The organism is Thiohalobacter sp. COW1 (assembly GCF_016629505.1).
Taxonomy (GTDB): domain Bacteria; phylum Pseudomonadota; class Gammaproteobacteria; order Thiohalobacterales; family Thiohalobacteraceae; genus Thiohalobacter; species Thiohalobacter thiocyanaticus_A.
Genome location: NZ_AP024239.1, coordinates 1,742,156 through 1,764,372 on the forward strand (window position 1 = coordinate 1,742,156; position 22,217 = coordinate 1,764,372).

Here is a 22,217-nt window from a genome sequence, read left to right on the forward strand (position 1 = left end):
CGTCAGTGCTGCTCCCGGTCATAGCCCACAATGCGCACATGCGGGGCGACCACCGGCATGCCGTTGCGGGCGGCGAATTCATTGTGATTGACCAGGTACTGATTGAGACGCTCGCTCACCATGGCCTGCTGTCCCTGCCACTGGCTGGTGTCGACCCGGCGATAGTCTTCCGCGACCGGCGCCGAGCCGGCATCGGCCACCTGGACGCCGCCGCCGGGCGTGGGCGCGTCAGGCTGGAACATGACCACGGCCAGCACCGCCACCGAGGCGGCCACGGCCAGGCCGGCGAGCGGCCGGGTCCAGCCCGCCAGCCGCGGCCGGGCGGCGCCACGATCATGCGCGGACTCGGGTTCCAGCGCCGCCATCACCCGATCACTCAGGTCGGGCTCCACCTGCTCGGGCAGGTGATTGCGCAGGGCGTCCTGGATCAGCGTGTAGCGGCTCCACGTCTCGCGCAGGGCGGGATCGCTGACCATGCGCGCCAGCAGCAGCGAGCGTTCCTGCGGCGGCAGGGCGTCGTCCACCAGCGCAGAGATCTGTTCCTTAACCTGGTCTGTCATGGTGTTACCTCTCCTGCCTTCAGCCCAGCAGGGGCTGCAGGCGTTTCTCAATCGCCTCCCGGGCCCGGAAGATCCGGGAGCGGACGGTACCGATCGGGCAGTCCATCGCCCGGGCGATGTCCTCATAGCTCAATCCCTCGAGCTCGCGCAGAATAATCGCCGTCTTCAGATCCTCGGGCAGCGCCTCGATGGCGTCATTGATGGTGGCCTGGATCTCGTCCCTGAGCAGCATCCGCTCCGGGGTGGCGTATTCCTTCAGACCCGAGTCACCGGCAAATTGTTCCGCATCTCCGGCATCGATATCACCGCTGGGCGGACGCCGGCTCTGGGCCAGCAGGTGGTTCTTGGCCGTATTGATGGCGATCCGGTAGAGCCAGGTATAGAAGGCGCTGTCACCCCGGAATGACGGCAGCGCCCGGTAGGCCTTGATGAAGGCCTCCTGGGCGATATCGGTGGCATCCGCCGGATTGGAGACGTAGCGGCCGATCAGCTGCACCAGTTTATGCTGGTATTTGCGGACCAGGAGATCGAAGGCCTGCTTGTCGCCGCGCTGGACGCGCTCGACCAGTAACTGATCCCCGTTCTGTGCCGTCATCCGGGCTCCTTTACCGCCGGGCCTTGCCCCACCGGGGCTTGTGGACAGGAAGAATCAAGAAAAGTTCGCTTGCGGCAGTAGTTTAGGTTATGTTTAGCGGATTGGATGATGCAACAGCCGGGGTCTGTGAAGGGGCGTCAAACCCGAGCCACCTTACCCGATTTCAGGCGATAATCAAAGACGCATGCAGCAACAATACGACTATGACGTGCTGATCGTCGGCAGCGGGGCGGCCGGGCTGCGCCTGGCCCTGGAACTGGCCGACGAGGCCCGGGTCGCGGTACTGGCCAAGGGCAGCATCACCGAGGGCAGTACCTATTACGCCCAGGGCGGGGTCTCGGCCGTGCTTGACCCCAGCGACAGCTTCGACAGCCACATCCAGGACACCCTGAACGCCGGAGCCGGGCTGTGCCACCCCGAGGTGGTGCGTTTCACGGTGGAGCGGGCGCCGGCCGCCATCCAGTGGCTGATCGACCATGGCGTGGACTTCACCCGTTACCCGGGCGGCGACAACGCGTATCACCTCACCCGCGAGGGCGGCCACAGCCACCGTCGGGTCATCCATGCCGCCGACGCCACCGGCCGGGCCATCGAAACCTCGCTGGTGGCGCGGGCGCGGGAACATGCCGGGATCGCGCTGCTGGAACGCCACATCGCCGTGGATCTGATCACCACCCGCAAGCTGGGCCGGGGCGGGGCCAATCGCTGCCTGGGCGCCTATGTGCTCAACCGCGACGCCCAGCGGGTGGAACTGTTCGCCGCCCGCTGCGTGGTGCTGGCCACCGGCGGGGCGAGCAAGGTCTACCGCTACACCAGCAACCCCGACACCGCCACCGGCGACGGCATCGCCATGGCCTGGCGCGCCGGCTGCCGGGTGGCGAACCTGGAGTTCAACCAGTTCCACCCCACCTGCCTGTATCACCCGCACGCCAAGTCGTTCCTGATCACGGAAGCGGTGCGCGGCGAGGGCGGACGGCTGCTGCTTCCCGACGGCGAATCCTTCATGCAGCGTTTCGACCCGCGCGGCGAACTGGCCCCGCGCGACATCGTCGCCCGCGCCATCGACCACGAGATGAAGCGTCTGGGCGTCGATCACGTGCTGCTCGACATCAGCCACAAGCCGGCGGCCTTCATCCGCGAGCACTTCCCGACCGTGCATGCCCGCTGCCTGGAATTCGGTTTCGACATGACCCGCGAGCCGCTGCCGGTGGTGCCGGCCGCGCATTACACCTGCGGCGGGGTGATGACCGATCGCGACGGTCATACCGATGTGGAATGCCTCTACGCCATCGGCGAAACCACCCACACCGGCCTGCACGGGGCCAATCGCATGGCCAGCAACTCGCTGCTGGAATGCCTGGTATTCGCGCAGGCGGCCGGCGCGGACATCCGCCGCCGGCTGGCACAGAACCCGCCGCCGGAGCGGCTGCCGCCCTGGGACGAGTCCCGGGTGACGGATTCGGACGAGGAGGTGGTGGTCAGCCACAACTGGGACGAACTGCGCCACTTCATGTGGGACTATGTCGGCATCGTGCGCACCAACAAGCGCCTGCAGCGGGCGCGCCGGCGGGTGGAACTGCTGCAGCATGAAATCCATGAGTACTACAGCAACTTCCGGGTCTCCAATGACCTGATCGAACTGCGCAACCTGGTGCAGGTCGCCGAACTGATCATCCGCTCGGCCCAGGCGCGCAAGGAATCCCGCGGCCTGCACTACACCCTGGACTATCCGGAGACCGACACCCGCCGTCCGCCGCACGATACGGTACTCACGCCGGAGCCGCAGCCGGATTCCCGCCTGGCGGGGGTGCGACTGTAGGATGGGTGAAGGCGCCTGCGCCGCAACCCATCGAAGACCATGCGCGATGGGTTACGCTGCGCTTCACCCACCCTACCCTGTTCTGAACCCCTCCTGCTCCAAGGGCTCGACCTCATCGCATTCCACCGCCGTGACCCGGGCGCCGGCCGGCCCCTCCCACAGCCACTCCACCAGGACTCGCACCGCATCGACCGGGCCGCTGACCAGCACCTCCACCCGGCCATCGGGCAGGTTGCAGGCATGACCGCTGAGTCCGAGTTCGCGCGCCCGGCGTTGCGTGGTAGCGCGAAAGAACACGCCTTGCACACGGCCACTGACATAGCAGCGCCGTGCAATCATCATGGCCGGTTCACCCGTGCCGACTGGCCCGGCTGCAGGCCGGCATCCTGCGCCGCGCTGATCCCGACCAGCACCGTGTCCGTATCGGCCCGGATGACCCGGCCATCGTAGCCGGCGTCACCGACCTGCACGCGCACAGGCTCGCCCGGCCGGTAGCGGCTGTCGGCCGGGGCACGCACCTGCCAGCGGCCCGCCGGCTGCAACTCCAGCAGCGACGGCGCCCGATCGCGGCTCACGACCACCTGGCCGGGATAGGCATGCAGGCTCAGCACGCGCCCGGCCGACGGGGCCTTGAGTACGCTGCGCTCCAGTTCCCAGGCCGCCCGGGTACGCACTGCCTGGGCCTCGGCATGGGCCGCCTCGGCGGCCAGCATGGCGTTTTTCGCCAATTGCAGATCGCGTTCCGACATCACGGTACGGTCATACAGTTCCTGGGCCCGCTCCCATTCGCGCAGCGCCTCGGCGCGCACCTCCTGCTGCTCGGCCAGGACCGCCTCGGCGCGGCGCAGTTCGGCGCGGAAGACGCGATCATCCAGCGCCAGCAGCCGGGCGCCGGCCTCGACCTGATCGCCCACGCTCACATGCACACTCTCGACCACACCGGAGACAGGCAGACTGAGCACCTGCGCCGGCCCCGGCTCGAGCCGGCCTTCGAGTTCCTGTGCCCCTGCGCCGGGCGCCGTCAGCAGCGCGACCGGAATAATCATCCAACGGTAAAGCTTCATACTCACTCTCCGCTCTCCTCCCCGGGCGCGCGGCCCTGCGCAGACATGGGTTCCTGCCCCCGCAGGGCATCCAATTCGGCCCAGGCCAACAACAATTGATAATCCACCTGCGCCGCCAGCAGCCGGGCCCGGGTCGACTCGACCATGGCATCCCCCAGATCGGTCTCGACCTCCAGTTCGTAAAGCGAGCGGCTGCGATCCAGATACAGGTCGCGGTAATCCTGGCGGGTCCAGGCCTCGTCACGTTGGGCCTGCAGCACCCGGATGTGTTCATACAGTTCGACCAGACGCTGGCGCAATTCGAGTTGACGCCGGGCCAGTACCGCCCGGGCCTGTGCCAACTCACCCCGGGCGCGTGAGACCTCGGCCTTGACCGTTCCTCCCGTGAGCAGCGGGACCTCGAGGATCACCGAGGCGCGCCACTCGTCACGGGAACCGAAATCCTTGGCATACTCAGCGGCCTCGACCTCACCGGTGAGGATTGGCCGGCGCCCGGCACGCGCGGCCTCGAGTTGCTCCAGGCCGGCCTCGACCTCGGCACGCGCGGCCCGGATGGCGGGGTTGCTGTCCAGCACCCGGGTCTGCAGCGCCTGCAGTTCGGGCAGCTCGCGCTCGATTGCATCCAGCGGCGGCGGCGTCAGGTCACCTGCCAGCTGCCCGGGCCGCCCCATGGCCTCCGCCAGCCGTACCCGGGCGGTGCGCTGTTCGGCCTGGGCGCGGTAACGCCGGATGCGCACCTCCTGGTAGCGGGTCTCCTGCTCCAGCAGCTCGACATCGGAGACCTGACCCAGCTCGTGACGGTCGCGTACCTCGTCCAGATTCACATAGACGATGGCCATGGCCTCGTTCTCCACCAGGAAGGCAAGATCGGCCAGCAGCACATCGAAATAGCGGGCAATGATCTCCAATCGCTGCTGGTAGGTGGCATCCAGGTAGGCCAGTTCGCGGCCGGCGTGACCGGCCGCGGCGGCCGCCACGGCGGAGCCGGTGCGACCGAAGTCATAGAGCCGCTTGCTCAACAGCACGCTGGCGCGGGAATCGTTGCTGCCGGGCTCGGGCGCCAGCGGCGAAGGCTCGACATAGCGGCCTTCGGCAAAGGCCGAAGCCCGCAGGCCGGTCACCGCCTGTGCCGCCTCCCGCTCGGCCAGGGCGAGTTCGCGTTCGGCCTCGGCCAGTTGCAGATCGGGATGTCCGGGGTGGGCCGCCGCCAGGGCGGCCTGCAGGGTAAGCGGTGCAGGCAGGGGCGGCAGGGCATCGACCTCGCTCTCGCCGGTCCACGCCGGCTCGACGAGCGCCATCAGCAGCAGCCCCAGCAGGGGACGGGACAGGTACACGCGAAAAGGATCCAACAGGCAGTTCACTGGTGGTTTCAATGCGGCTTATGCTGGCATGTATGCCCGGGCAGCGCAAACACCGCGGGCATGCGTATCAGCCGCCACGCGCCTCGCTGCGGCGTTCGCGTTTGTAGCGGGTGAAGGGCATTTCCTCATAGACGCCTTCGATCACGTACTCGCCCAGCCACATGAACTCCCGGGCATCGCGGGTCGCGCCGGTATAGCGGGCCACCGGTTTGCCTTCGAGGTCGAAGAAGACAAACACCGGCGTGGCCCGGACCCGATACTCTTCAAAGGCGAAGTCCTTCATCGCCATCTCGCGGCCGTCGAAGCTGCGGATCTTTATATCGCCCTCGATGTCGACCGGGAAGATCAGAAAGTGTTCCTTGTAGTAATCCTGCACCGACGTCCGGTTGAGCACCATCTCCTTCATGCGATGACAGAAGGGGCATTCATCCATTTCGAAGAACAGCAGGATGCCGGACTTGCCCTGATCCCGGGCCAGTTGCAGTTCCTCTTGAAAGTCACCGAATGTCTGATCAAAAAAATACTCACCGGGATCGCGCAGCTGTTCATTCGCACTCGACAGAGCCGGCGCCAGCAACAGCGCGATGGCGAAAGACAGCGATCTCAACCAGTACAGCTTCAGCATTGCCTCATCCCTTATTGTGTTTCCAGCCGCGCGGAAGCCCGCTCGGCCTGCTTGCGTTTGATGTAGTCTTCAAGCACCTCGTCGGTGATCCCGCCGACCTGACGCGCGACCGGCTCGCCTTCCGGCGAGATGATGTAGGTGGTGGGCAGTCCGCCCACATCCAGGCGCTCGTGTGCCGGCCGCATGTCCTCGGCCTGAAGGATCGGGTAATTGATGAAGTACTCCTCGGCGAAGGCACGCAGCTGCGGCGCCGGAATATCCTCGTAATTGATGCCGATGACCACTGCGTCAGTGGCATGATGGCGGGCATGGAAGTCCACCAGATCCGGGATCTCCTCCAGGCAGGGCGGACACCAGGTCGCCCAGTAATTGACCACCACCCACTTGCCGCGGAACTCCGACAGGGTGCGGGCATTGCCGTCCAGATCCTGCAGCGAAAAATCGACCGGGCCGTCTGCGACGGCCGGCGCCGTCATCAGCAATCCCAGTATCGCCAACAATCCTGATACAAATCGCATATCCAAATCATCCTGACAGTTGCTCGGGATCGACGCGCCTGCCGCGCCATCTCCCTGAAAAGACGCACCAGAGCGGCAAAAGTTTCCATTTTTCTGCCGGCCGGGCTGACTTATACCCCGCACACGCTTGAAAGGCTACCGACAAATACTGAATAATTCATCAAATTACCCTCGGAGATCCCATGTTCCTGACTGTGCCGCCGCAATCCCCGCTGCCGGGTGTCGACACCCGTGCCGGCGCGGTCCGCAAATGGATCGATCAACTCCCCTACACCAACTCCCTCGATACCGCCCACCAACTCATCACCCGGCTGCGCGATCTGCACCATCAGCCACTCGAGGCCGCCCACCGCCACGAACTCCTGCAGTGTTTCCTGGAGGCATTTCAGCGTCTGCATGAACCTTTGCGCCGGCCGCTGCCGGCCACCACGGAGGACCCGCTGGCTGCCTCGCGGCTGCACAGCCTCGACCGCCTCACCGAGGAGTTGTTGATCGGGTACAAATACGTCATCAACGATGCCCAGCAGGAACGGCGCCTGCTGCGCAGGCCCAGACACCTCCACCAGTCCGTGCCCCTGGCCATGCACCTGATCGCCCTGCTGCTGGCCACCCGCTACCAGAGCTACCTGCCCACCGACACCCAACTCTGGCGCGAGGCAGGCACCCTGCTGCATTACTCCCGGGAACACGCACTCGGTGCGCAGCCGCTGGCCAGCCCTCTGCCATTTGCCGAACACCGGCTGGACGCCGCCGCCAGCTACGCCCTGATGGCCTTCATGCGCCTGAGCGACCCCTTCCGTCTGCCGCACGGTACGCTCTGGGACTGCTTCGGCTTCCTGGCCGCCCAGATCCGGCGCTGCGGCCTGCAGGCCCACCCTGAACCCCCTGACAGCCCGCAGGCACGGGCCGTGTGCATCGACTGTGAACCGGCCGAGTGGCGCCAGACGCCCCCCCCGGATGCCGACCCCGCCCGCTGGTATTGGCTGGACCCGTCGCCGCTGCTGGCAGCCATCCAGTCAGGCAGCCTGGCCCTGGAGCAGGGCACAACGCCGGCCCAACTCGGCCTGTCCGAGGCCATCGGCCGTCAGGACGCCAGGCATCTGCTGCAACGGCTGCAGATCCAGTTCCGGGACCCGCCGCAGCGTCGGCTGGAGCGTTTCGAGTCCGGGCAGACCGTCCAGCTGGCAGTGGGGCTGGAGGCCTGCTTTTATCTGCATAACCGCGGGGTATCCTTCGACCCGCGCGATTATCTCGAACCCGAGGACGAGGACGCGATCGACATCGGGCAGGCGCCCGGCACCTACCCGATGGCGGGGTCCGACAGCCTCCAGGCCTATCGCTGCAATGTACTGAATCGCAGCGCAGGCGGCCTGGCCGTGGAACTACCCGGTGACGGCCCGCCCCGGATCCGGGTCGGGGAACTGCTGGCGGTCAGTCTCGCCGACAGCGACGCCGGCGATCCGCAGTGGCTGATCGCCACGGTCAGATGGCTGGTCCGTCAGCCCCGGCAGCGCGAACTCGGATTGCAATATATCGCGCGGGAGATCACTCCTTGCGCCCTGCGCCTGGAACGGGAAGGCCGGTTGCCGCCGCAACCGGCACTGGAGACCAGCATCGTCCACCAGGATACCCGTTACCAGCTGTTGATCGCCGCCCGGGGCCTGTACCGTCCGCAGCGCAGACTGGAACTGCTGCGTGGCTCGCAGCGACAGCAGATCGAGTGCACCCAACTGGTGGAATCGACCGGACTGTACGAGCGTTTCCGTTACACCATCGCATAAAAAAACGGGGCCTTGCGGCCCCGTCTGCGAGTTGATCGCAACGCCGGCATTACCGGACGCGCAACCCCCCGAGGTAGTCACGATCGGAGGCTTCCACCTCGCCGATCGACCAGGCACCACGGGTCTTGGCATGGTTGACCGCGGCATCCACTTCGGCGGCGGAGGGATTGCGATCGATCGAGAAGGCCTGGCCGGGATAGATCAGATCGGCATCGTGGATCTTGTCGCTGTTGGCCTTGTAGATCAGCGGCCACTGGTACGGGTTGTTGTAGATCTCCGGCCTGGAGGAAATGCCCCACAGGCTGTCCCCGCGGACCACCGTGTACTGGATATTGGCCGAACGCACCTCGGCCAGCAGGGCGCTGAGGATGTCATAGGCACGCTTGCCCTCACCCTGGGTGATGGCGGTCGCGCCAGTGTCCATGCGCTGCTTCTGATCACCGCTCAGGCTGTAGCGCCGCAGCTCGGTCAGCATCGGCTTGGCCTTTTCCAGGTAATACTGGTTGACGGCGTCCTCGGCCTGCTCACGCGCCTTGTTGGCCAGCTTGATGGCGGTGGCGTCATCGCCTTCCTTCGCGGCCTTCTCGGCAGCGGCATAGAAGTCTTCCGTATCGCGCCAGATCCAGTCGAGCGCCTTGGCGTTGTCCATGGCGGCGCTGGCGGCATCCAGCGCCTGGGTGACAGCCGCACTCGGGCCGGTCGGCTCCTGCTTGGGCTGGGTGGCGCAACCGGCAATCAGGCCGACAGCGAGCAGGGATATGGACAGGTACTTGGCGGGGAGCATGAGTCTCATAACTGACATCTCCAGAAACTGGGTTTGGATTTATTGGTGATTGATTCCATTGACGAAATCACTGCCGAATGAAGTTACGCGTGCTCGACATGAATGTCAATCTAGCCCAAACGGCCGGCGGATTCCATGCACTGACGCAGAAGTCCGTTCCCTGTCGAGACGGATGAGACAACCGGTTTTATTCCCGCGATTGCCGCTCGATCCGTTCCAGCGCCAGTTCCCGCGCTTCCCGGGCAGCGGCCCTGGCCAGTTCGGCCTGCACCCGCGCCCGCTCATAGTCGTGCGCCGACAATGCCTGTTCGGCCCGGCCCAGATAGGCCCGGGCATTGGCCAGGGTATCGCCGGCATAATCCACCGCCCCGGCTTCCTCGGCCGCCAGCAGCGCCTGGCGGGCATCGCTCATCTCCTGGACCGGCGCCGTGGCGCAACCGGTCAGCAGCAACAGCAGCAGTGCCGGCAAGGCATGGACGCAGCGCCCGGACAGATACCGGAGTTTCAGCACGAATTCATCCATCGACCTGGGTCGCCCGGGCGTCGGTGTTGCGGGGACGACATCATTGAACTGCCTGTTTTCAGGGCCTGTTTGCGCTGCAAGCTACACCGGGCACCGGGAAGCGTCAAGCCGACCGGCAGTGGCTTTGTCAGGTTCATGGGCTGTAGAATCGGCAGCCGGCACGCAATCCTGGACACAGCATCATGGCCAAGCAGACAGTGATTTATCACAATCCCCGCTGCAGCAAATCACGCCAGACCCTGCAGTTGCTGGAGGAACGCGGCATGCAGCCGGAAGTGGTGGAATATCTCAAGACACCGCCCGATCGCGCCGAATTGAAACGCATCCTGAAGCTGCTCGGCAGATCACCGCGCGAACTCATGCGCACACAGGAGGCCGAGTACAAGACCAGCGGTGCGGACAATCCCGATCTGGACGACAATGCGCTGATCGACATCATGCTCGAGCATCCGAAGCTGATCGAGCGCCCGATCGTGGTCACCGGCACCGGCGCCGCCATCGGTCGGCCGCCCGAGAGCGTGCTGGAGATCCTCTGATGATCGAAATACTCGTGCTGTACTACAGCCGCCATGGCGCCACTGCCGCCATGGCCCGGCAGATCGTGCGCGGCATCGAACAGGTACCGGGTGTACAGGCGCGCCTGCGCACGGTACCGGCCGTATCCACAGTGTGCGAGGCCCGCGAGGACAGTATTCCGGCCGAGGGCCCGCCCTATGCCAGCCATGACGACCTGCGTGAATGCGCGGCGCTGGCGCTGGGCAGCCCGACCCGCTTCGGCAACATGGCCGCGCCGCTGAAATACTTTCTCGACAGCACCAGCAGCCTGTGGCTGGAAGGCCGGCTGATCGGCAAGCCGGCCGCGGTATTCACCTCCACCTCCAGTCTGCATGGTGGCCAGGAGACCACCCTGCTGTCCATGATGCTGCCGCTGCTGCATCACGGCATGCTGGTGCTCGGCCTGCCCTACAGCGAGAGCGAACTGCTGAATACCCGCACCGGCGGCACGCCCTACGGGCCCAGCCACCTGGCCGGCGCGGACAGCGATCTGCCGCTGAGTGAATCCGAAACCGCCCTGTGCCGGGCCCTGGGCAGGCGGCTGGCGGAAACCACCCGGCGGCTGCAGACCGGCGCCTGAGCATGACGCCCGCCCTGTGGCACCGGCTGCTGCTGGCCGGGCACCTCGGCACCCTGGCCATACTGGTAGCCTGGTACGGCTGGCTGTCGCCCTCGCCACAGCTGCCGACCGCGCTGGTGCTGCTGGTGCTGGGGGTGCCGCTGCTGCTGCCCCTGCGCGGCCTGCTGCACGGCCGCCGTTATACCGCGGCCTGGAGCCTGTTCCTGGCCATCGCCTATTGCGCCCACGCCCTGGTCGAACTCTACAGCAGCCCCGATGACCGGCTGTATGCCGGGATCGAACTGGTGACCACCCTGACCTGGTTCGTGGCCGGGATCGGATATATAAGAGCCACCAGGGACGAGCTATAACGCAGGTCGGGTCAGCCTGAAAGGCGTAACCCGACCTACGTACTGCACCGCTGCGAATCGGGCAATGACGGGTTACGCTGCGCTGCACCCATCCTACACCTCACGTCTCACGCCCCAGCACCTGCTTGATGAACGGAATGGTCAGGCGCCGCTGGGCCTGCAATGAAACCGCATCCAGCCGCTCCAGCAGTGTGCACAGGCTGGCGAGATCGCGTGGATAACGTTTGATCAGGTAGCCGGCGACCTCCTCCGGCAGCTCCAGGCCGCGCTGGCGGGCGCGCAGCTGCAGGACCTGCACGCGGTCGGCATCGGCCAGTGGCCGCAGGCCGAACACCAACCCCCACTGCAGGCGCGAGACCAGGTCGGGCAGGACGAAGCCGCACTGGTCCGGACGGGCGCGCGCGGCCAGCAGCAGGCGGCCGCCCTGCTGCTGCACCCGGTTGTAGAGGGTGAACAGGGCCTCCTCCCAGTCCTGCTGCGCGGCCACGCGGTCAATGTCGTCCAGCGCCAGCAGATCCACGCCTTCCAGCCCTTCGGCCAGCAGCTGCGGCGACGGCAGTCCCGACCCGGCCAGCGACAGGTAGAAGGCCTGTCCGCCCGCCTCGTTGACCCGCTGGGCGGCGGCCATCAGCAGATGCGACCTGCCCTCGCCCGCCCGGCCCCAGAGAAAGAAGCTGCCGGCAGCTGCCTGCTCGACGAAGGCCTGCAGCTGCTGCACCGGCTCGGTGTTGGGTCCGGGATGAAAATTCGCAAAGCGGGCGCGGTCCGGCAGCCGCAGCTGCAGGGCGAGTTGCTTCAGGGTGGCGGCCATCAGGCTTCCCGGTACAGGTCGCTGTCCAGGTAGTGCGCGCGCAGTTCGCGCACCCCCACCATGACGACCGCGGCGACCGGCAGGGCCAGCAGCACCCCGACGAAACCGAACAGGGCCCCGCCGGCCATCACGGCGAAGATCACCGCCACCGGGTGCAGACCGATGCGATCCCCCACCAGATAGGGCGTGAGCAGGAAGGATTCCAGCAGCTGGCCGACGCCGAACACGGCCAGCACCCCGATCAGCGGCAGCAGTTCCTGAAACTGCACCAGGGCCGCCCCGCCGGCCAGCAGCACGCCCACGATCACACCCAGGTAGGGGACGAAGCTGACCAGCCCGGCGATCATGCCGAACAGCAGCGCCAGATCCAGCCCGACCCAGTACAGACCGATGGCATAGACCGTACCCAGCGCCAGCATCACCAGCAGCTGGCCGCGCAGGAAGGCCGAGAGGGTGCTGTCCGCCTCCCGCGCCAGATGAGCGATGCGCGGCTCCAGGGGACGGGGCAGCAGTTCATGAATGCCGGCGACCAGTCGGTTCCAGTCCCGCAGCAGGTAGAAGGTCACGACCGGGATCAGCACCAGGTTGGCCAGCACCCCGAAGATCACCAGGCCGGAACTGGACAACGCCTTGAACAGCCCGGCGGCGAGTCCGCCCGCCTGCTGCCAGTGCGCGGCCAGCGCCTCGCGCAGGCGCTGGATATCCAGCCCGCCGCCGGGCTCGCTGTCGATCAGCCCGGCCACCAGCGGCAGCAGGTGCCGCTGGCCCCAGTCCAGATAGCCCGGCAGGCGTTGGACAAAGGACCGGATCTGGGATTCCAGTACCGGGATCAGGATCAGGATGGCCAGGATCAGGGCCCCGAACAGCAGTACGAACACCAGGCTGACAGCCAGGGGGCGCGCGAGCCGCCCCGCCAGGCGGTTGACCAGCGGATTGCCCAGATAGGCCAGCAGCGCCGCGCTCAGGAAGGGCGTGAGCACCGGGCCGAGCAGGTAGATCAGCCCCGCCCCGAGCAGTGCCAGTGCCAGCAGCAGCCAGACGCGTTCGTGCCTCATGGGAAGCGCCCCGTGCCGTGTTTGCTGTTCCAGGCGCGCCAGCCCCAGATCCAGATATAGTCCGCCCCGCTGAGCACGGTGGTCGCCAGCACCGTGTAGACCAGATAGCCCAGCCAGGCCGCCGGCACCAGGCCGATCTGACCGCCCAGCGCGATCAGCACCAGCAGGATCTGGGCCAGGGTGTTGATCTTGCTGATCACCGAGGGCTCGGCCTCGAGCGCGGCAATGCGCACGTGGTAGACCGCCGCCCCGGCGAGAATGATCAGGTCCCGCGCCACCACCACGGCGACCAGCCATACCGGGATCACGCCCAGCCCGCCCAGGGTGATATAGCAGGACACCAGCAGCAGCTTGTCGGCCAGTGGATCGAGCAGCCCGCCGAGACGCGTGGTCCAGCCATAGCGCTTGGCCAGGAAGCCGTCCAGCCCGTCGGAGAACCCGGCCAGCAGAAACAGCAGCAGCGCCGGCCCGAACTGCCCGCGCAGCAGCAGCAGCACGATGGGCGGCACCAGCAGGAACCGGAACACCGTGATCAGATTGGGAATCAGGCTGAGCCGCATCGCTTGCCTCAGGGCGCAGTCAGCCGGTAGGCGGGTTCCGGGGCAGCGGGGTCGCGCGTCAGTACCCGGCCGATATCCAGCAGCCGTTCCAGCGTCTGGCGGTCACCGTCCAGGGCCAGCAGCAGATCGATCGCATCGCCATCCACCGCCAGCACCTCCACATCGCGCACCGGCGTGAGTTGGGCCAGGTAGTCCAGGGTGCGGGCATAATCCTCGAGCGTGGCCACGCCGCGGATGCGGATGCGTTCGACCTGCTCGGCCGTGCCCAGTGCCCGCACGGCCAGGCGCAGGGCCAGGCGGTCGGCGGCCAGATGCAGTCCCTGGGCCAGGGCCGCTGCGGCCGTGTCACCGACACTGTCCCAGTCCAGCCGGTCCCGGCCCATGTGCAGGGTCCAGCGCCCGCGCCAGCCGCCGGCGCCGGCCTGCAGCCGGCCCTGCAATACCAGTTGGGAGCGGTAGCGCTGCGAGGCGGCGAGCACGGTCTCCTCGAAACCGCCCCAGACGTCGGCGTAACCGACCCGGGCCTGATCCTCCAGATCCAGCAGCGGGAACAGCAGCGTCAGGCCGCGCTCGCGCGCCACGCCCATGGCCGCCGCATACAGCGGATGGTCGCTGTCGGCGCCGATCAGACGGCGCTGATCACCGCCCACGGCCAGCCACAGCAACAGCGGCGGCCGCTCCCGCCCCCAGACCGGCAGGCCGTTGGCCCGCAGTACCCGTTCCACGGCGGTACCGTCGAAATGCACATTCAGTTCCAGTGCGGCGTCCGCTGCCGGTGCCGCGTCCAGATAACGGAACTGCTGAACATACTGTTCCGGCTGCGCCAGCAGCGGCTCGATCCCGACCAGGCGGGCGGCATCGCGCTCACCGGTCACCCGGACCAGCAGCTGCTGCATGGCCTGGCGCAGCGCCTCGGCCCGGGCCGGCGAGGAACGATCCGCCACCGGGACCTGGACCGCGTACATGCGCTCGGCGGCGCCGGCCGCGCCGGCCAGCAGGAAGGCGATCAGGCCCAGCGCCAGCAGCCGGCGGCAGCCACACATCAGACGGTATCCGCTCATGGTGTTGTATCTATCGTCTCGTATTGCGGTGCGATTGCGCGGTACAATAGCACAAATGCATTCGCCGCCCGCCCCCCCGGCAGGCCGCGCATACCCGTACTTGGAGATCGCCGCAGTGAGTTCCCGTTCCCCCGAAGGCCCGCTCAGCTACAAGGACGCGGGCGTGGACATCGACGCCGGCAACGCCCTGGTCGAACGCATCAAGCCCGCCGTCAGGGCCACCCACCGCGAGGGCGTGCTCGGCGGGCTCGGCGGTTTCGGCGGCCTGTTCGAACTGCCCTGGGACAGGTACCGCAACCCGGTGCTGGTCTCCGGCACCGACGGCGTAGGCACCAAGCTCAAGCTGGCCATCCAGACCAACCGGCATGACGGCATCGGCATCGACCTGGTGGCCATGTGCGTCAATGATATCGTGGTCACCGGGGCCGAGCCGCTGTTCTTTCTCGACTATTACGCCACCGGCCATCTGGATGTCGATACCGGCGCAACCGTGGTGGCGGGCATCGCCGAGGGCTGCCGCCAGGCCGGGGCGGCCCTGATCGGCGGCGAAACCGCCGAGATGCCCGGCATGTACACTGAGGGCGACTATGATCTGGCCGGCTTTGCGGTCGGTATCGTGGAGAAGGATCGCATCATCACCGGCGAGACCGTCCAGCCGGGCGACGCGCTGCTGGCACTGGGGGCCAGCGGCCCGCACTCCAACGGCTATTCGCTCATCCGCCGCATCCTCGAACGCACCGGCGCCGACCTGACGCAGCCGCTGGGTGCCGGCACCCTGGGCGAGGCCCTGCTTGCTCCGACCCGCATCTATGTCAAATCCCTTCTGGCCCTGCTGGAACAGGTGCAGGTGAAGGCCCTGGCGCACATCACCGGCGGCGGCCTGCCGGAGAATCTGCCGCGGGTGCTGCCGGCCGGCTGCCGGGCCGTGCTGGATGCCGGCAGCTGGGACTGGCCAGAGGTATTCCACTGGCTGCAGGACGGCGGCAACGTGGCCGAGGCCGAGATGTACCGCACCTTCAATTGCGGTGTAGGCATGGTGCTCGTCGTCCCCGCTGACCAGGTCGACACCGCATTGACGCTGCTGGCCGGGACGGGCGAACAGGCCTGGCGCCTGGGCGGGATCGTCGCCGGCGAGGGCGCGGCCGCGGTCGAATTCAGCCGCTGAGCCGGTCGTATCCCCATGCCTGTCCGGACCGACAAGCTGCCTGTGGTCATTCTGATTTCCGGCCGTGGCAGCAACCTGCAGGCCATCCTCGACCAGGCCGCCGGCGGCACCCTGCCGATCGAAATCCGCGCTGTGATCAGCAATGTCCCCGGCGCCTATGGTCTGGAGCGCGCCCGCCAGGCCGGGATCGAAACGCAGGTGCTGTCCCACAAGGGCTTCGCCGACCGCGAAGCCTATGACCGCGCCCTGATCGAGTTGATCGACGGCTATGCCCCCGGACTGGTGGTGCTGGCCGGCTTCATGCGCATCCTGACCCCGGCCTTCGTCCGCCATTACGCCCGGCGGCTGCTCAACATCCACCCCTCCCTGCTGCCGCGCCACCGCGGGCTGAACACCCATGCCCGGGCGCTGGAGGAAGGCGATGCGGAACACGGCGCCAGCGTGCACCTGGTCACCGAGGAACTCGACGGCGGACCGGTGCTGATCCAGGCGCGGGTGCCGGTGCATCCCGGCGACGATCCCGACACCCTCGCTGCCCGGGTACTGGAACAGGAGCATCGCCTCTACCCCGAGGCCATCCGCTGGTTCGCCGCAGGCAGGATCGACTTCGACGACGAACAGGTGCACCTGGACGGCCGGCCGCTGACCGAACCGGTGCAGCTGCAGCCATAGGCATATCGGCCAGAACCAAAGAGCGCCACGGAATACACGGAAAGCACGGACTAAAAAAATGCCGGGAACGCAGGTCGGGTTACGCTGCGTCAACCCGACCTGCAAATCTGAATCGGGTTTCAGCCATCCCGTCATTCCCACGGAGGCGGGAATCCGGAACGGGGCGGGCAGAAAGGCGCTGGATCCCCGCCTTCGCGGGGATGACGTCCCAACAGGTGGTCCGGCATCAATGTCGGATTACACCCTGCGGGCTGATCCGACCTGCGGTTTATCCACATCGAATCATCATTTTTCCGTGCTTTCCGTGGCGCTCTTGAGCTTGCCCCGAGCGCAACCTGACAAAACCCGACGGGCCGCATACACTCAGGCGAATGAAGCCGCGTCCACGTCACAGCCTTTCCCGTGCCTGCCTGCCGCTGTGGTTGTGGCTTGCGCTGCTGCTCCCGCCGACCGCGACCGCGGATGAACTGCCCTACCCCGCCTTCACCGCCCTGTATCGGCTCTATGTCAACGGCATCGCCATCGGCCACCAGGAAATCACGCTGGTGGCAGACCCCGACAGCGGCTATCGCTACAGCGCCAAGACCGATTCCATCGGGATCGCGGCCTTTCTGCGCGACGATTCGCTGCGCGAACTGAGTCGCTTCAGCTATGATCGGGGAGGCATCCGGCCGCGGGAATACGAATACCATCATCATCGCCGCGACCACGAACGGCATGTCCGCATCAGCTTCGACTGGGAAGCGAATCAGGTGGTCAATGAGGTGCAGGGGGAAGGCTGGCGGATGGAGGTGCCCGACGGCGCCCTGGACAAGTTGGTGGTACAGCTTGCGCTGCTGCTGGATCTGCAGCGGGGCAAGCGGGAACTGGAGTATGCCATCGCCGACGGCGGCCATCTGAAGACCTTCCGCTACCAGCTGCGCAGGCAGGAAGGGCTGCACACGCCGGCGGGCAGATTCCATACGCTGAAACTGGAACGATTGCGCGCAGACCAGGACCGTACCACCTACCTGTGGGTCGCGCCCGAACTGAATTACCTGCCGGTGCAGATCAAACAGATCGACCAGGAGGATGGGACGGAATATCTGAGTCGGCTGCTGACGCGGGATCTGTTGCCGGATGAACAGGAATCAGGGGTCAGGGGGCAGGATAAGGCTAAAGAGCCCTAGTCAGGTCTGTGTACACTGGATCCCCGCCTTCGCGGGGATGACGGAGCCGAAGCAAGTACCATACATTCCGGATTCCTGATCCCTGACCCTACAGATCCAGAATCTCCTGCATCGCCGCGATGAAGGCGGCGTTCTCCTCCGGCGTGCCCACCGTCACCCGCAGGCAGTCGCTGAGCATGCCGCCGGCGTGACTGAGGTTCTTGATCAGGATGTTGCGCTCGCGCAGACCGGCGAAGATGGCGTCGGCCTCGCCGGCGGCGGTGCGGAACAGGATGAAGTTGGCCTCCGAGGGATAGACCGTCAGGCTGGGCATGGCGGCCAGGGCGTCATGCAGCTGTGCGCGGTCGGCGCGGATCTGCCCGGTCTGCTCGTCCAGTACCTGGCGGTGATCGAGGGCGAACTCGGCACTGACCTGGGTCAGGACATTGATGTTGTAGGGCAGTCGGGTCTTGTCGATCTCGCCCAGCCATTCGGCGCGTCCGGCCAGCAGCCCCAGACGCAGACCGGCCAGCCCCATCTTGGAGACGGTACGCATCACCAGCAGGTTGTCATAATCGGCCAGCGCGGCCATGAAGCTGTCGCTGGCGAAGGCGGCGTAGGCCTCGTCCAGCACCACCAGCCCCGGGGCGGCCTGGATGATACGGTGGATATCCCCGGCGGCGAACAGGTTGCCGGTGGGATTGTTGGGATAGGCCAGGAACACCAGCGCCGGCTGCTGCGCCTCGATTGCGTTCAACATGGCCGGGGTATCGAGTGAGAAATCCGCCTGCAGCGGCACGCCGGCGAAACGCAGGCCCGCCACCTCGGCGATCATGCGGTACATCACGAAGGTCGGCTCCGGCGCCATGACGACCCGGTCGGGGCCGGCAACGGCCAGCGCCAGCATCTGGATCAGTTCATCGGAGCCGTTGCCCAGCAGCAGGTCCATGCCCGCAGGCACCTCCATCTCGGCCAGCAGGCGCTGTCTGAGGCTGGCGGCGGCCGGATCGGGGTAGCGGTTGAGGCTGACGTGGCGCAGCCGTTCCAGCCAGGCACCGATCATCTCCGGCGGCCAGGGATAGGGGTTTTCCATCGCGTCCAGTTTGATGCAGTTGCCCGGATCCGGCACGTGATAGGCGGACAGCGCCCGGATCCCGGGGCGGATGAGCCGCTCAACCTGTTGTGAAAGCTCCTCGCTCATACGCCGGTCCGCTACTTCTTCACCCGGTACGCGGCCGAGCGGGCATGGGCGCTCAGTCCCTCGCCGGCGGCCAGTTCGGCCGCGGTCTGCCCCAGCGCCGAGGCCCCCTCGGCCGAACAGTAGATGATGCTGGAGCGCTTCTGGAAGTCGTACACCCCCAGCGGCGAGGAAAAGCGCGCCGTGCGCGAGGTCGGCAGCACATGGTTGGGCCCGGCGCAGTAGTCGCCCAGGGCCTCGGCTGTGTAACGGCCCATGAAGATGGCCCCGGCATGATGGATCCTTTCGGCCAGCGCGTCGGGCTCGGCCACCGACAGTTCCAGATGCTCGGGGGCGATGTAATCGGCCACTCGTGCGGCTTCGTCCAGGTCCCGGACCTGGATCAATGCCCCGCGGCTGCCCAGCGAGGTGCGGATGATGTCGGCGCGGCCCATCTCCGGCAGCAGTTTCGCGATGCTCTCGCGCACCCGTTCCAGAAAGTCCGCGTCCGGGCTGATGAGGATGGCCTGCGCGTCCTCGTCATGCTCGGCCTGGGAGAACAGATCCATGGCGATCCAGTCGGGATCGGTCTGGCCGTCGCAGATAACCAGGATCTCGGAGGGGCCGGCGATCATGTCGATGCCGACCGCGCCGAACACCATGCCCTTGGCGGTGGCGACATAGATATTGCCCGGGCCGACGATCTTGTCCACCTGCGGCACCGTCTCGGTCCCGAAGGCCAGCGCAGCCACGGCCTGGGCGCCGCCCAGGGTGAACACCCGGTCCACCCCGGCGATGGCGGCGGCGGCCAGCACCAGGTCGTTGCGCTCGCCGGCCGGTGTCGGCACCACCATGATCAGTTCGCGCACGCCGGCGACCTTGGCCGGAATCGCATTCATCAGCACCGAGGAGGGATAGGCCGCCTTGCCGCCGGGCACATACAACCCGACCCGGTCCATGGGCGTGACCTTCTGGCCCAGCACGGTGCCGTCGGCCTCGGTATAGGACCAGGATTCCAGCTTCTGATGTTCGGCATAGGCGCGGATGCGCCCGGCCGCCGTCTCCAGCGCGGCGCGGCGCTCGGCGGGGATGCGCTCGAGCGCGGCCTGCAGCGCGTCGGAGGGCAGTTCCAGTTCGGCCATGCCCGCGGCCTGCATGCGGTCGAAGCGGTTGGTGTACTCGACCAGGGCGGCATCACCGCGCTGACGCACATCCCGCAGGATCCCGCGCACGGTGGTGTTGACCGCGTCGTCGGACACGCCTTCCCAGGCCAGCAGGGCATCGAGCTGCGGCCAGAAGTCGGCGTCCTGCGTGGAAAGCTGCTTGATCTCGACCATAGCGGCCAACTCCAATGTTATTCAATCCTGCTTGAATATCCGCTACATTTCGCCGTCATACCGGCGCAGGCCGGAATGACGCATATAAAACGCTAACGTGAGTCACTCCGACAATATTCATCAGGCATTGCGTTGTTCCACGGCCTCGCGCATCAGTCCGATGAAGTCGTTGACGGCGGCGTGCTTCATCTTCATCGCCGCCTTGTTCACCACCAGGCGGGAACTGATGTCAGCGATATGCTCCAGCGGGACCAGTCCGTTGGCCTTGAGGGTATTGCCGGTATCGACCAGGTCCACGATCAGGTCCGACAGCCCCACCAGCGGCGCCAGCTCCATGGAGCCATAGAGCTTGATCACCTCCACCTGACGGCCCTTGCTCGCATAGTGGTTGCGCGCGCTCTGCACGTACTTGGTGGCGATGCGCAGGCGGCCGGTGGTCTGGTCGCCGCCCGGCCGGCCCGCCACCATGAGCCGGCAGCGGGCGATCCTCAGATCCAGCGGCTCGTACAGCCCCTGGCCGCCGTGTTCGAGCAGGATGTCCTTGCCGGCAATACCCAGGTCCGCGGCACCGTACTGGACGTAGGTCGGCACGTCGATGGTGCGGATGATGACGATCTTGACCTCGGGCCGGGTGGTGTCGAGGATCAGCTTGCGGCTGGTCTCCGGATCGTCGATCAGTTCGATGCCGGCATGCGCCAGCAGCGGCAGCGAATCCTTGAAGATGCGGCCCTTGGAGACGGCGATGGTCAGTGGTTCGGTCATTGCGTCAGACTCTGTTTCACTATATGGATCGGGCTGATTCCGGGTGAGGAGTGAGGAGGAAACCCATTCTTACACACTCCTCACTCCCTCACCCCGGCACCCGCCGGATGCGCCCACCCAGCTGGGTCAGCTTCTCCTCGATGCATTCGTAGCCGCGGTCGATATGATAGATCCGATCCACCAGGGTATCGCCCTCGGCCACCAGACCGGCCAGCACCAGACTGGCCGAGGCGCGCAGATCGGTCGCCATCACCGGCGCCCCGGTCAGCCGCTCCACGCCGCGGGTGATGGCGGTGTTGCCCTCCACGCGCACGTCCGCGCCCATGCGCTGCAGTTCCTGGATGTGCATAAAGCGGTTCTCGAATACCGTCTCGGTCACGGTCCCGGTACCCTCGGCGATGGCATTGAGCGCAGTGAACTGGGCCTGCATATCGGTCGGGAAGGCCGGATAGGGCGCGGTGCGCACATTCACCGCCTGCGGCCGCCGGCCTTCCATGTCCAGTTCGATCCAGTCCTCGCCCAGGGTGAGCCTGGCCCCGGCCTCGCGCAGCACCTGCAGCACCGCGTCCAGCACCTCCGGGCGGGTGTCCTTGAGCTTGACGCGGCCCCGGGTGATGGCGCCGGCAACCAGGTAGGTGCCGGTCTCGATGCGGTCCGGCAGCACCCGGTAGTCACTGCCGTGGAGGCTATCCACGCCCTGAATGTGGAGGGTATCGGTCCCGGCGCCCTCGATCTGCGCGCCCATGCTGATCAGGCACTCGGCCAGGTCGATGACCTCCGGCTCCCGCGCGGCGTTCTCGATCAGGGTCTCGCCGCGGGCCAGCGCCGCGGCCATCATCAGGTTCTCGGTCCCGGTCACCGTGACCATATCCATTACCAGCCGGTTGCCGTGCAGCCGCTCGGCCCGGGCGCGGATATAGCCGGCCTCGACATCGATCTCCGCCCCCATCGCCCGCAGCCCCTTGATATGCAGGTCCACCGGCCGCGAGCCGATGGCACAGCCGCCGGGCAGCGAGACATCGGCGCGGCCGTAGCGGGCCAGCAACGGACCCAGTACCAGGATGGAGGCGCGCATGGTCTTGACCAGGTCGTAGGGCGCCTCGAACGAATGAATGGTGCCGGGATCGGTCTCGATGACCATGCGCTCGTCCACCACCAGACGCATCCCCAGCCGGCCGAGCAGTTCCATGGTGGTGGTGACATCCTGCAGATGCGGGACGTTGCTCAGCCGCATCGGACCGTCGGCCAGCAGGGTGGCCGCCAGGATCGGCAGCACCGCGTTCTTGGCGCCGGAGATGCGGATCTCGCCGTCCAGGCGGCCGTCACCGGTGATGATCAGTTTATCCACGGAGTT

General features: G+C 66.7%; 25 protein-coding genes. 8 read left to right on the forward strand and 17 right to left on the reverse strand.

Features of this window, described 5'->3' with window-relative positions; translation table 11 throughout:
• Positions 1-2: 2 nt before the first annotated feature.
• Both COW1_RS08095 and rpoE read right to left on the reverse strand, forming a co-directional pair.
• Positions 3-560 carry a sigma-E factor negative regulatory protein gene (locus COW1_RS08095; RefSeq protein ID WP_157745374.1) on the reverse strand — a complete coding sequence of 186 codons (558 nt, stop codon included), beginning with the start codon at positions 558-560 and terminating at the stop codon, positions 3-5.
• 19 nt (positions 561-579) lie between these two features.
• On the reverse strand, positions 580-1,155 hold the full coding sequence (rpoE, locus tag COW1_RS08100; RefSeq protein ID WP_096365424.1) for an RNA polymerase sigma factor RpoE: 576 nt from the start codon (positions 1,153-1,155) through the stop codon (positions 580-582).
• Positions 1,156-1,339: 184 nt separating this feature from the next.
• Between rpoE and nadB the strand changes: the two genes are divergently transcribed.
• On the forward strand, positions 1,340-2,974 hold the full coding sequence (gene nadB, locus COW1_RS08105; RefSeq protein WP_096365422.1) for an L-aspartate oxidase: 1,635 nt from the start codon (positions 1,340-1,342) through the stop codon (positions 2,972-2,974).
• 72 nt (positions 2,975-3,046) lie between these two features.
• On the opposite strand, the gene COW1_RS08110 is transcribed toward nadB, so the two are convergent.
• From COW1_RS08110 to COW1_RS08130, 5 genes are all read right to left on the reverse strand, one after another.
• Positions 3,047-3,313: an acylphosphatase gene (locus COW1_RS08110; RefSeq protein WP_369801260.1), complete on the reverse strand. Its 267-nt coding sequence runs from the start codon at positions 3,311-3,313 to the stop codon at positions 3,047-3,049.
• Positions 3,313-4,038 carry an efflux RND transporter periplasmic adaptor subunit gene (locus COW1_RS08115; protein WP_096365418.1) on the reverse strand — a complete coding sequence of 242 codons (726 nt, stop codon included), beginning with the start codon at positions 4,036-4,038 and terminating at the stop codon, positions 3,313-3,315. The genes COW1_RS08110 and COW1_RS08115 overlap by 1 nt, the downstream gene beginning before the upstream one ends.
• Positions 4,039-4,040: 2 nt before the next feature.
• Entirely contained in the window at positions 4,041-5,372 is a 1,332-nt protein-coding gene (locus tag COW1_RS08120) for a TolC family protein (RefSeq protein ID WP_096365416.1), read from the reverse strand.
• Between the two features lie 94 nt (positions 5,373-5,466).
• Positions 5,467-6,024, reverse strand: coding sequence for a thioredoxin fold domain-containing protein (locus tag COW1_RS08125; RefSeq protein ID WP_096365414.1), 558 nt, complete (start codon positions 6,022-6,024; stop codon positions 5,467-5,469).
• 11 nt (positions 6,025-6,035) lie between these two features.
• On the reverse strand, positions 6,036-6,500 hold the full coding sequence (locus tag COW1_RS08130) for a TlpA disulfide reductase family protein (protein ID WP_197703002.1): 465 nt from the start codon (positions 6,498-6,500) through the stop codon (positions 6,036-6,038).
• Between the two features lie 224 nt (positions 6,501-6,724).
• On the opposite strand from COW1_RS08130, the gene COW1_RS08135 reads away from it, so the two are divergent.
• Positions 6,725-8,323 (forward strand): PilZ domain-containing protein, encoded by a 1,599-nt coding sequence (locus COW1_RS08135; RefSeq protein ID WP_096365410.1) that lies wholly within the window; start codon positions 6,725-6,727, stop codon positions 8,321-8,323.
• A 49-nt stretch (positions 8,324-8,372) separates the two neighbouring features.
• Here the strand turns inward: COW1_RS08135 and COW1_RS17015 are convergent, their stop codons facing one another.
• Together COW1_RS17015 and COW1_RS08145 are read right to left on the reverse strand one after the other, a co-directional pair.
• Entirely contained in the window at positions 8,373-9,116 is a 744-nt protein-coding gene (locus COW1_RS17015) for a LysM peptidoglycan-binding domain-containing protein (protein ID WP_242466524.1), read from the reverse strand.
• Positions 9,117-9,294: 178 nt separating this feature from the next.
• On the reverse strand, positions 9,295-9,618 hold the full coding sequence (locus tag COW1_RS08145; RefSeq protein ID WP_242466525.1) for a DUF4398 domain-containing protein: 324 nt from the start codon (positions 9,616-9,618) through the stop codon (positions 9,295-9,297).
• 194 nt (positions 9,619-9,812) lie between these two features.
• Between COW1_RS08145 and arsC the strand changes: the two genes are divergently transcribed.
• The 3 genes from arsC to COW1_RS08160 are packed head-to-tail and all read left to right on the forward strand — an operon-like array spanning position 9,813 to position 11,115.
• On the forward strand, positions 9,813-10,166 hold the full coding sequence (gene arsC / locus COW1_RS08150; RefSeq protein WP_096365406.1) for an arsenate reductase (glutaredoxin): 354 nt from the start codon (positions 9,813-9,815) through the stop codon (positions 10,164-10,166).
• A complete protein-coding gene (gene wrbA, locus COW1_RS08155; RefSeq protein ID WP_096365404.1) occupies positions 10,166-10,765 on the forward strand; it encodes an NAD(P)H:quinone oxidoreductase in 600 nt (199 codons plus the stop codon). The genes arsC and wrbA overlap by 1 nt, the downstream gene beginning before the upstream one ends.
• 2 nt (positions 10,766-10,767) lie before the next feature.
• The gene (locus tag COW1_RS08160) at positions 10,768-11,115 is read left to right on the forward strand and encodes a DUF2069 domain-containing protein (RefSeq protein ID WP_201345965.1); all 348 of its coding nucleotides are present in this window, start codon (positions 10,768-10,770) and stop codon (positions 11,113-11,115) included.
• Positions 11,116-11,215: 100 nt separating this feature from the next.
• Here the strand turns inward: COW1_RS08160 and hda are convergent, their stop codons facing one another.
• The 4 genes from hda to COW1_RS08180 are packed head-to-tail and all read right to left on the reverse strand — an operon-like array spanning position 11,216 to position 14,602.
• A complete protein-coding gene (hda, locus tag COW1_RS08165) occupies positions 11,216-11,926 on the reverse strand; it encodes a DnaA regulatory inactivator Hda (RefSeq protein WP_201345966.1) in 711 nt (236 codons plus the stop codon).
• Complete coding sequence (locus COW1_RS08170) at positions 11,926-12,981, reverse strand: AI-2E family transporter (RefSeq protein WP_201345967.1); 1,056 nt, start codon at positions 12,979-12,981, stop codon at positions 11,926-11,928. The genes hda and COW1_RS08170 overlap by 1 nt, the downstream gene beginning before the upstream one ends.
• Positions 12,978-13,541, reverse strand: a complete 564-nt coding sequence (locus tag COW1_RS08175; RefSeq protein WP_096365398.1) for a CDP-alcohol phosphatidyltransferase family protein — start codon at positions 13,539-13,541, stop codon at positions 12,978-12,980. The genes COW1_RS08170 and COW1_RS08175 overlap by 4 nt, the downstream gene beginning before the upstream one ends.
• An 8-nt stretch (positions 13,542-13,549) precedes the next feature.
• A complete protein-coding gene (locus COW1_RS08180) occupies positions 13,550-14,602 on the reverse strand; it encodes a DUF2066 domain-containing protein (protein WP_096365396.1) in 1,053 nt (350 codons plus the stop codon).
• A 115-nt stretch (positions 14,603-14,717) separates the two neighbouring features.
• Here COW1_RS08180 and purM point away from each other — a divergent pair, with 115 nt between their 5' ends.
• The 3 genes from purM (at position 14,718) to COW1_RS08195 (ending at position 17,608) form a co-directional block, all read left to right on the forward strand.
• Positions 14,718-15,767, forward strand: a complete 1,050-nt coding sequence (gene purM / locus COW1_RS08185) for a phosphoribosylformylglycinamidine cyclo-ligase (RefSeq protein WP_197703000.1) — start codon at positions 14,718-14,720, stop codon at positions 15,765-15,767.
• 15 nt (positions 15,768-15,782) lie between these two features.
• Entirely contained in the window at positions 15,783-16,439 is a 657-nt protein-coding gene (gene purN, locus COW1_RS08190; protein ID WP_096365394.1) for a phosphoribosylglycinamide formyltransferase, read from the forward strand.
• Between the two features lie 371 nt (positions 16,440-16,810).
• Positions 16,811-17,608, forward strand: a complete 798-nt coding sequence (locus COW1_RS08195) for a DUF3108 domain-containing protein (protein WP_201345969.1) — start codon at positions 16,811-16,813, stop codon at positions 17,606-17,608.
• 88 nt (positions 17,609-17,696) lie between these two features.
• Here COW1_RS08195 and hisC read toward each other — a convergent pair whose 3' ends face one another.
• The 4 genes from hisC to murA all read right to left on the reverse strand — a co-directional run bounded on the left by hisC (position 17,697) and on the right by murA (position 22,211).
• On the reverse strand, positions 17,697-18,788 hold the full coding sequence (hisC, locus tag COW1_RS08200; protein WP_201345970.1) for a histidinol-phosphate transaminase: 1,092 nt from the start codon (positions 18,786-18,788) through the stop codon (positions 17,697-17,699).
• 11 nt (positions 18,789-18,799) lie between these two features.
• Positions 18,800-20,101, reverse strand: a complete 1,302-nt coding sequence (hisD, locus tag COW1_RS08205) for a histidinol dehydrogenase (RefSeq protein ID WP_201346069.1) — start codon at positions 20,099-20,101, stop codon at positions 18,800-18,802.
• 120 nt (positions 20,102-20,221) lie between these two features.
• Complete coding sequence (gene hisG, locus COW1_RS08210; protein ID WP_201345971.1) at positions 20,222-20,863, reverse strand: ATP phosphoribosyltransferase; 642 nt, start codon at positions 20,861-20,863, stop codon at positions 20,222-20,224.
• Between the two features lie 88 nt (positions 20,864-20,951).
• Positions 20,952-22,211 (reverse strand): UDP-N-acetylglucosamine 1-carboxyvinyltransferase, encoded by a 1,260-nt coding sequence (murA, locus tag COW1_RS08215; protein ID WP_096365384.1) that lies wholly within the window; start codon positions 22,209-22,211, stop codon positions 20,952-20,954.
• Positions 22,212-22,217 lie beyond the last annotated feature (6 nt).

Excerpts from the sequence above, each read along its gene's own strand:
- COW1_RS08095 (WP_157745374.1), bottom strand. The coding sequence starts at position 560 with ATGACAGACCAGGTTAAGGAACAGATCTCTGCGCTGGTGGACGACGCC.
- rpoE (WP_096365424.1), bottom strand. The coding sequence starts at position 1,155 with ATGACGGCACAGAACGGGGATCAGTTACTGGTCGAGCGCGTCCAGCGC.
- nadB (WP_096365422.1), top strand. The coding sequence starts at position 1,340 with ATGCAGCAACAATACGACTATGACGTGCTGATCGTCGGCAGCGGGGCG.
- COW1_RS08110 (WP_369801260.1), bottom strand. The coding sequence starts at position 3,313 with ATGATTGCACGGCGCTGCTATGTCAGTGGCCGTGTGCAAGGCGTGTTC.
- COW1_RS08115 (WP_096365418.1), bottom strand. The coding sequence starts at position 4,038 with ATGAAGCTTTACCGTTGGATGATTATTCCGGTCGCGCTGCTGACGGCG.
- COW1_RS08125 (WP_096365414.1), bottom strand. The coding sequence starts at position 6,024 with ATGCTGAAGCTGTACTGGTTGAGATCGCTGTCTTTCGCCATCGCGCTG.
- COW1_RS08130 (WP_197703002.1), bottom strand. The coding sequence starts at position 6,500 with ATGACGGCGCCGGCCGTCGCAGACGGCCCGGTCGATTTTTCGCTGCAG.
- COW1_RS08135 (WP_096365410.1), top strand. The coding sequence starts at position 6,725 with ATGTTCCTGACTGTGCCGCCGCAATCCCCGCTGCCGGGTGTCGACACC.
- COW1_RS17015 (WP_242466524.1), bottom strand. The coding sequence starts at position 9,116 with ATGAGACTCATGCTCCCCGCCAAGTACCTGTCCATATCCCTGCTCGCT.
- arsC (WP_096365406.1), top strand. The coding sequence starts at position 9,813 with ATGGCCAAGCAGACAGTGATTTATCACAATCCCCGCTGCAGCAAATCA.
- wrbA (WP_096365404.1), top strand. The coding sequence starts at position 10,166 with ATGATCGAAATACTCGTGCTGTACTACAGCCGCCATGGCGCCACTGCC.
- COW1_RS08160 (WP_201345965.1), top strand. The coding sequence starts at position 10,768 with ATGACGCCCGCCCTGTGGCACCGGCTGCTGCTGGCCGGGCACCTCGGC.
- hda (WP_201345966.1), bottom strand. The coding sequence starts at position 11,926 with ATGGCCGCCACCCTGAAGCAACTCGCCCTGCAGCTGCGGCTGCCGGAC.
- COW1_RS08170 (WP_201345967.1), bottom strand. The coding sequence starts at position 12,981 with ATGAGGCACGAACGCGTCTGGCTGCTGCTGGCACTGGCACTGCTCGGG.
- COW1_RS08175 (WP_096365398.1), bottom strand. The coding sequence starts at position 13,541 with ATGCGGCTCAGCCTGATTCCCAATCTGATCACGGTGTTCCGGTTCCTG.
- COW1_RS08180 (WP_096365396.1), bottom strand. The coding sequence starts at position 14,602 with ATGAGCGGATACCGTCTGATGTGTGGCTGCCGCCGGCTGCTGGCGCTG.
- purN (WP_096365394.1), top strand. The coding sequence starts at position 15,783 with ATGCCTGTCCGGACCGACAAGCTGCCTGTGGTCATTCTGATTTCCGGC.
- COW1_RS08195 (WP_201345969.1), top strand. The coding sequence starts at position 16,811 with ATGAAGCCGCGTCCACGTCACAGCCTTTCCCGTGCCTGCCTGCCGCTG.
- hisC (WP_201345970.1), bottom strand. The coding sequence starts at position 18,788 with ATGAGCGAGGAGCTTTCACAACAGGTTGAGCGGCTCATCCGCCCCGGG.
- hisD (WP_201346069.1), bottom strand. The coding sequence starts at position 20,101 with ATGGTCGAGATCAAGCAGCTTTCCACGCAGGACGCCGACTTCTGGCCG.
- hisG (WP_201345971.1), bottom strand. The coding sequence starts at position 20,863 with ATGACCGAACCACTGACCATCGCCGTCTCCAAGGGCCGCATCTTCAAG.